Here is a 6152-nt window from a genome sequence, read left to right as displayed (position 1 = left end):
CTCATCGGAAATGGGTTGAGAGTCGTTTGGAAAATGGCGACAATTTTCGTGAAGATAAATGGACCGACAGCATTGCCGTTGGCAGCGAGCGCTTTATCGGGAATATAAAAGCCTTGATGGGTGGAATGGCGTTAGGGCGCAGGCGCATTGAATCAGGAGAATCATTTCAACTTCGAGAAACGCAAAGTTCCTATATCGCTCTTTTGGGGGCCAAAAAGAGCGATATAGCCCCTGATAACACCTATGTTTGGGATTGAAACCTTAAAAATACAGTATGTTAGCTTGGACCGACCCTAAAGGATACCCGTTTTTGGGTACAAAATTGCTGGTCTAAGGATTTTTAACAAAATACTGTTTGGCTTAAACGGTCCTTTTTGGGGTCAAAAAGCATCGTTTTAGACGGTTTTAGGGCCTATTTTAGGATTCTTTCCCTGGTATTATAGTAAGTTACCGTGGTCCGACCCCGGGCTGTTGGATCTTCCCTCTGCCGTCAAATGTCTGGAAAACTCCATAGAAGCGTGCCTGACGTTTTTTATCTGCCCCGAAGAAGAGTGGATTTCTTTAAGGACCACGAACATTATTGAACGCCTCAACAAGGAATTTAAACGCAGAACAAAGCCGATGGAGATCGTAGCCGGGGAGAACGCCTGCTATACTCTCCTGGCATTTATCTGCCTTAAAATGGAGTTACACTGGAAATCAAACCCTATCGGAAAAGTGCGCAAGAATCTGCCATTCTTCAAAAAACTGGCTGATAAAAATTTTACACAAAAAACTTGACAGCACCCCTTGGTTTCACCAATCAGCTGCTTTGGGGATTCGTCCATGCAAACAACCGGATAAAGTGGATCGAACGGACGCTTGTAAACATCCAACACCATCTCCATATTCGCAACAAAGCTGCCGTTTTGCTCCGGTGGAATTACCCACCCCTTGTGCTGCCAAGGCTTGATTTCGTTTTTTTTAAAACGCGGCGTACCGCTTCATGAGAAATGCTGTCTATGTAGGCAAGTTCGACAACCTTGTCGGCTAACAACCTCAGAGACCATCGTGCGAAACCCTCAGGTGGCTCGCTGCAACTCAAGGCAACCAGGTGGGCTTCGAAGTCTCCGTCTGCCTTTTTAACATAGATGCGGCTTCCCTTTCTCCTATTGAGTGCAACATCGATACCTTCCTCAATAAATCGCTTCTTCACACGGTCAATTTTTCTCATGCTTGTGTTCAGTACGCGGGATATTTCTTCGTTAGTCGAACGTTTTTCCTGGAACTCTCCCTCATCGCACCCAAGCAGAGTCAATGCGTCCAGAATCTTCTGTGATTTATGCTTACCCTTGGAAGCGAGCTCGCCGAGCATTTTACGCTCCTCTTCGGTAAGCGTCACGATGTATTTCTTCATATCCAATCCTCCCGGGTTGATTATGAAGCATACTTACCACATTTTTTACGACATTACAAGGTTGACGTGACACTAGGGATCAAGGCCGTTATCGCCAAAGATTTTGCCCGCCTGCATCTGGCCAATATGGTCAACTGGGGGCTTCTGCCGCTGGTGTTTGTGAATGGAAAAGACTATGAAAGGATCAAACAGGGGGACCGATTGTCCATTGATACCACTGAACTAAAAGAGGGAAAAGAATACAGCGTTAAAAACGAGACTCAAAATTTTATATTTCCAGTTGTTTCTCCCTTATGTCAGATAGACCTCGATTCGGTTAAAGCCGGTGGGGTGATGAATCAGGTTAAACAGAGGAGCCGACTAATATGAAATCATTAACAAAAGAAATGACCCGGATATTAAAGGATTTGAAGAAAACCCACGGCATTACGGCCATTGAGGCGTCTTTTGAAACCGAAGATATTCAACTGTTTGAACAGCTGAGAATCGTTGAACTTGCCGCGCGCGCCGGTGTCGGCATTGTGGTGAAACTGGGGGGCGGCGAGGCGCTGACGGATATCCGGCTGGCAAAGATGCTGGGGGCTACGGCGATTTTAGGCCCCATGATCGAATCAAGATTCGCCCTGGAAAAATATCTGGAGTTGTGCGAGCGGACCTTTGCGCCAGAAGAGGACGTCAAGTATCTGATCAACATTGAAACGGTTGATGGCTGCAGGCGGATCGAAGAGATCACATCGACCTATAATGTAAAGATGCTGGACACCGTGGTCTTGGGCCGTACGGACCTATGCAATTCCATGAACATAAAAGACGTCAACGCACCGCAAGTTCTGGAAATGGCGCGAGCGCTTTTTGCCACGTTGCGACAGCGCTCGATCCGATGCATGGTAGGCGGTGGCGTAACACCCGCAACAGCTCCGTTTTTACAAAGGCTCGAAGGGATGGTGGACGGTTTTGAGACGCTGAAAGTCGTTTTCGGGGATTACGGCAAGGCGGCGCTTAACCTGGAGGAGGGTATTCAACGGGCCTTTGACTACGAATTAAAATGGTATCAGCTCAAGCGGCAGTATTATGAAGAGCGCTGCCGGGAAGATGCCAAAAAGATAAGTTGCCTGTCTTCGTAATAAAAGTTGATGAATGTAAAATTTGACTTATTCGTAAAAAGCCCTCAATCCCCGTCATGCCTGCCCCGCATCGAATGCGGGATAAACTTCAGCAGACATCCAAATACGCTTTAGCGTGGCGAAACCACTGGATCTTCGCCTTCGCGGTAATGTCGACAAGTGTGCAGTTTCGACTTTTTACAGTTTTATCAAGTTTGACGCTTAAAAAAATAGGAGCCCACTGCATGGTGACTGCAGCGGGCTCCGGATTTTTTAGGGCAATATGTAACTGATACGCGATTCGGACGTAAAGCCTTATATCAGGCCGCGGCTTTGTCTTTGTTGTAGCACAGCCGGCAGCAGGACAGGCAGCGGTTGGCTTCGCCCAGGGCGGATGCTTCACTCAGGACCAGGTCGGCTTCCACAAAGGACTTGATGCGTTCATCCACCGGCAGCTCGGGCATTTTGGCCCGGGGGGACGGTACAACGCCTGCAACGGTTTTAAAGATCGATTCCGGAATATGTTTTTTGCGCAGCGATTTGGAAACGGCCGTGACGTCTTCGCCGGCCAGGAACCGATGGATCGAGCGGGCCGCTCTTCTGCCGCCGCCGATGGCCTCCACCACCAGCGAGGCGCCGGTGGCGGCATCGCCGCCGGTAAAGATATTGGGGATGTTGGCCTGGAGCGTTTCCGGGTCGGCGTCGATGGTATTCCAGCGGGTAATTTTAAGTTCTTCAAGATCCTTGTCGGTCTTCACAAAGCCCACATCCGGTCCCTGGCCGATGGCGGTAATCAGCATATCGACCTCGATCAGGGTTTCAGACCCTTCAACCGGCACGGGCCGGCGCCGACCGCTGGCGTCCGGTTCGCCCAGCTCCATTTTAAGATATTCCAGATGCGTCGCTTTTTTCCGGTCGTCGCCAATGACCCGGACAGGGGCTGCCAGAAAATGGAACTTGACGCCTTCGTGTTCGGCTGCGACGATCTCAACTTGGTTGGCGGGCATTTCCGCGCGGGTGCGGCGATACACAATGGTGATTTCTTCCGCACCCAGCCGCACCAGCGTGCGCACGCAGTCAATGGCGGTGTTGCCGCCGCCGATGACGGCGCACTTGCGGCCGATGGGAACTTTTTCACCCAGGCCGATCCGTGCCAGAAAGTCGATGCCGGTAAAGCAGCCGTTCAGATCCTCGCCGTCCACCTTCAAGGCATAGTCCTGCCAGGCGCCGATGCCCAGAAAGACGGCGTCAAAGCCTTCTTCCAGAAGGGATTTCATGGTAAAGTCGCGCCCCAGCTTCACATCGGTTTTGGCTTGGACGCCCAAGTTTAAAATACTGTCGACCTCCCATTCCAGCACCTTCTTAGGCAGCCGGTATTCCGGGATGCCGTAGCGGATCATGCCGCCGAGTTTCGGCATGGCTTCAAAGATGGTAACGCCGTGGCCGACCCGGCGCAGAAAATAGGCGCAGCTTAAACCAGCCGGGCCGCCGCCGATGACCGCGACTTTTTTGCCGGTATCCGGTGCGCAGGTGATGGGGTAGCGCTTTCCGGAATTCATTTCAAAATCGGCGGCAAATCGCTTTAACTGGTTAATGGAGACCGCTTCGTCTTCAAGTCCCCTGCGGCAGTAGTCTTCACAGGGGTGCGGGCAGACCCGGCCGCAGGCCAGCAGGAGCGGATTGCGTTTGCGGATGGTATCCACAGCGCCCTTGTAATCGCCGGCCTTGATCCGGGCGATATATTCCGGGATGTCGATTTCCGCCGGACAGGTCTGCTGGCAGGGCGCCAGGGCCTGGTCTTCCCGGTTGAGCTGCAAGAGGCGTTCGGACATGGTTTTGACATCCAGGATATTTTTCGGGCACGCTTTTTCGCAGGCGCCGCAGCCGACACATTTTTGCTCGTCAACCACCGGATAGCCGTCCGGCTCCATGGCGATGGCGTTGAAAATGCAGGATTTGACACAGTCGCCAAACCCCAGGCAGCCGATGCGGCACACGCGCTTGCCGCCGTAGATTGCGGCCAGGGCCTGGCAGGTGTTGACGCCCATATAATAAAAATTGTCATCAGCACGGTTGCCGCCGTCACAACTGTTTAAGGATTTAAGCGGTTCCACCGATCCGGGGTCCAGCCCCATGACACTGGCGACATTGGCGGCCGACTCTGCCCCGCCCACCATGCAGACGCTCGGTTTGGCCTTTCCACCCACCACTGCGGCGGCAGCAGCCCCACAGCCGGTGTAGCCGCATCCGCCGCAATTGGCGCCGGCTAAAAAGCCTTCTACCTCGGCAATGCGAGGATCTTCATAGACATAAAATATTTTAGAAGCGACGCTCAAGAGCGAACCGCAGGCTGCTCCCAGGACCAGCATGAAAATGATAGCTTCGGTCACACATACCTCCCTTATACCATCCCCTTGAAAGCGAAAAACGCGAGCGAGAACATGCCGGCCGTAATGAGGCCGATGGATGTATCCAGCAGCGGCCGCGGCACCCGGGCCAGCAGGATCTTTTCACGGATGCCCGCAAACAGAATCAGCGCCAGGCCGAAACCGACGGCATAGGCAAAAGACGACACCAGGGCCTGCATGAAATTATACTCTTCGTTGACGTTGATGAGCACCACGCCAAGGACCGCGCAGTTGGTGGTGATGAGCGGCAGGAAGATGCCCAGTCCGGCATACAGCGCCGGAATGCTCTTTTTCAGGAACATCTCGACAAACTGAACCAGAGCGGCAATGACGAGAATAAATGCGATGGTCCGCAGATATTCCAGGCCGAATTTTTTTAATACGTATGCTTCCGTAATCCAGGTAAAAACGCCGGCCAGCACCAGAACAAAGACCACCGCCATGGCCATGCCGATGGCGGTTTCCATTTTTTTGGATGTTCCCAGGAAAGGGCAGTTGCCCAGATACTGCGCCAGCAGGATGTTGTTAACCAGAATACAGCTGATCGCCAGGACTAGATAGTCGCCCATGGATATTCTCCTATTTTTTGAAAAGATTCATGATACAGAGCATCAGGCCCAGGCAGACAAAGGCGCCGGGGGCTTCGACCATGAATTGAAACGGTTGAAAGGACGGGCCGAAAACCTGCAAGGGGGTTTCCCAGAAAGAGAGGGTTCCGAGTCCGAATTTGCTCAGGACGGCGCCTGACATGGAGCCCAGCGTAAAGGTGCCGCTGCCGAATATTTCCCTGAGGGAGCCAAGGGCAATCAGCGACAGGGTAAAACCGATTCCCATGCCCATGGCATCGACAAATGAGGCTGCAATCCCTTTTTTGGAGGCAAAGGCTTCGGCGCGCCCCAGGACGATACAGTTTACGACGATCAGCGGGATAAAAATGCCCAGCTTGAGAAACAGCGGATAGGCATAGGCCTGCATCAGGAGCTCCACCACGGTTACAAATGTGGCGATGATGATGATAAAGCAGGCAATCCGGACTTTCGGCGGAATGACTTTGCGCAGTGCCGATACGAGGATATTGGAGCATACCAGCACAAAGGTAAAGGCCACTCCCATGCCGATACCGTTTTCCACTGTTTTGGTTACCGCCAGGGTGGGACACAGACCCAGCACGAGTCGAAACGGCGGTATTTCATCCCAAAGCCCTTTTGTAAATTCCTGAACAATCGTCTTTGCCATCTTGAATCT

Annotated in this window: 6 protein-coding genes and 1 pseudogene; 3 read left to right on the top strand and 4 right to left on the bottom strand. The window is 52.3% G+C overall.

The window, feature by feature from the left end; all coding sequences use genetic code 11:
* Window positions 1–257: transposase (locus tag P1P89_05850; GenBank protein MDF1591022.1), on the top strand; the 257-nt coding region annotated here is incomplete at its 5' end.
* Between the two features lie 531 nt (window positions 258–788).
* Here P1P89_05850 and P1P89_05845 read toward each other — a convergent pair.
* Window positions 789–1396, bottom strand: a pseudogene (locus tag P1P89_05845) (helix-turn-helix domain-containing protein).
* A 66-nt stretch (window positions 1397–1462) separates the two neighbouring features.
* Between P1P89_05845 and P1P89_05840 the strand changes: the two are divergent.
* On the top strand, window positions 1463–1765 hold the full coding sequence (locus P1P89_05840) for a hypothetical protein (GenBank protein ID MDF1591021.1): 303 nt from the start codon (window positions 1463–1465) through the stop codon (window positions 1763–1765).
* A complete protein-coding gene (locus tag P1P89_05835; GenBank protein MDF1591020.1) occupies window positions 1762–2520 on the top strand; it encodes an aldolase/citrate lyase family protein in 759 nt (252 codons plus the stop codon). Before P1P89_05840 ends, P1P89_05835 begins: the two co-directional genes overlap by 4 nt.
* 299 nt (window positions 2521–2819) lie before the next feature.
* On the opposite strand, the gene P1P89_05830 is transcribed toward P1P89_05835, so the two are convergent.
* From P1P89_05830 to P1P89_05820, 3 genes are read right to left on the bottom strand one after another with little or no spacing between them, the layout of a single operon-like run.
* Window positions 2820–4889, bottom strand: a complete 2070-nt coding sequence (locus P1P89_05830; protein ID MDF1591019.1) for an FAD-dependent oxidoreductase — start codon at window positions 4887–4889, stop codon at window positions 2820–2822.
* Window positions 4890–4900: 11 nt separating this feature from the next.
* Window positions 4901–5476, bottom strand: coding sequence for an electron transport complex subunit RsxA (gene rsxA / locus P1P89_05825; protein MDF1591018.1), 576 nt, complete (start codon window positions 5474–5476; stop codon window positions 4901–4903).
* Between the two features lie 10 nt (window positions 5477–5486).
* Window positions 5487–6143, bottom strand: coding sequence for an electron transport complex subunit E (locus tag P1P89_05820; protein ID MDF1591017.1), 657 nt, complete (start codon window positions 6141–6143; stop codon window positions 5487–5489).
* Between the last annotated feature and the right edge of the window lie 9 nt (window positions 6144–6152).

It is taken from the genome of Desulfobacterales bacterium, assembly GCA_029211065.1.
Lineage (GTDB): Bacteria > Desulfobacterota > Desulfobacteria > Desulfobacterales > JARGFK01 > JARGFK01.
Note: the sequence above shows the minus strand (reverse complement) of the source record. Positions and strands in the feature narration are given on the sequence as shown.

Excerpts from the sequence above, each read along its gene's own strand:
- P1P89_05835 (MDF1591020.1), top strand. The coding sequence starts at position 1,762 with ATGAAATCATTAACAAAAGAAATGACCCGGATATTAAAGGATTTGAAG.
- P1P89_05820 (MDF1591017.1), bottom strand. The coding sequence starts at position 6,143 with ATGGCAAAGACGATTGTTCAGGAATTTACAAAAGGGCTTTGGGATGAA.
- rsxA (MDF1591018.1), bottom strand. The coding sequence starts at position 5,476 with ATGGGCGACTATCTAGTCCTGGCGATCAGCTGTATTCTGGTTAACAAC.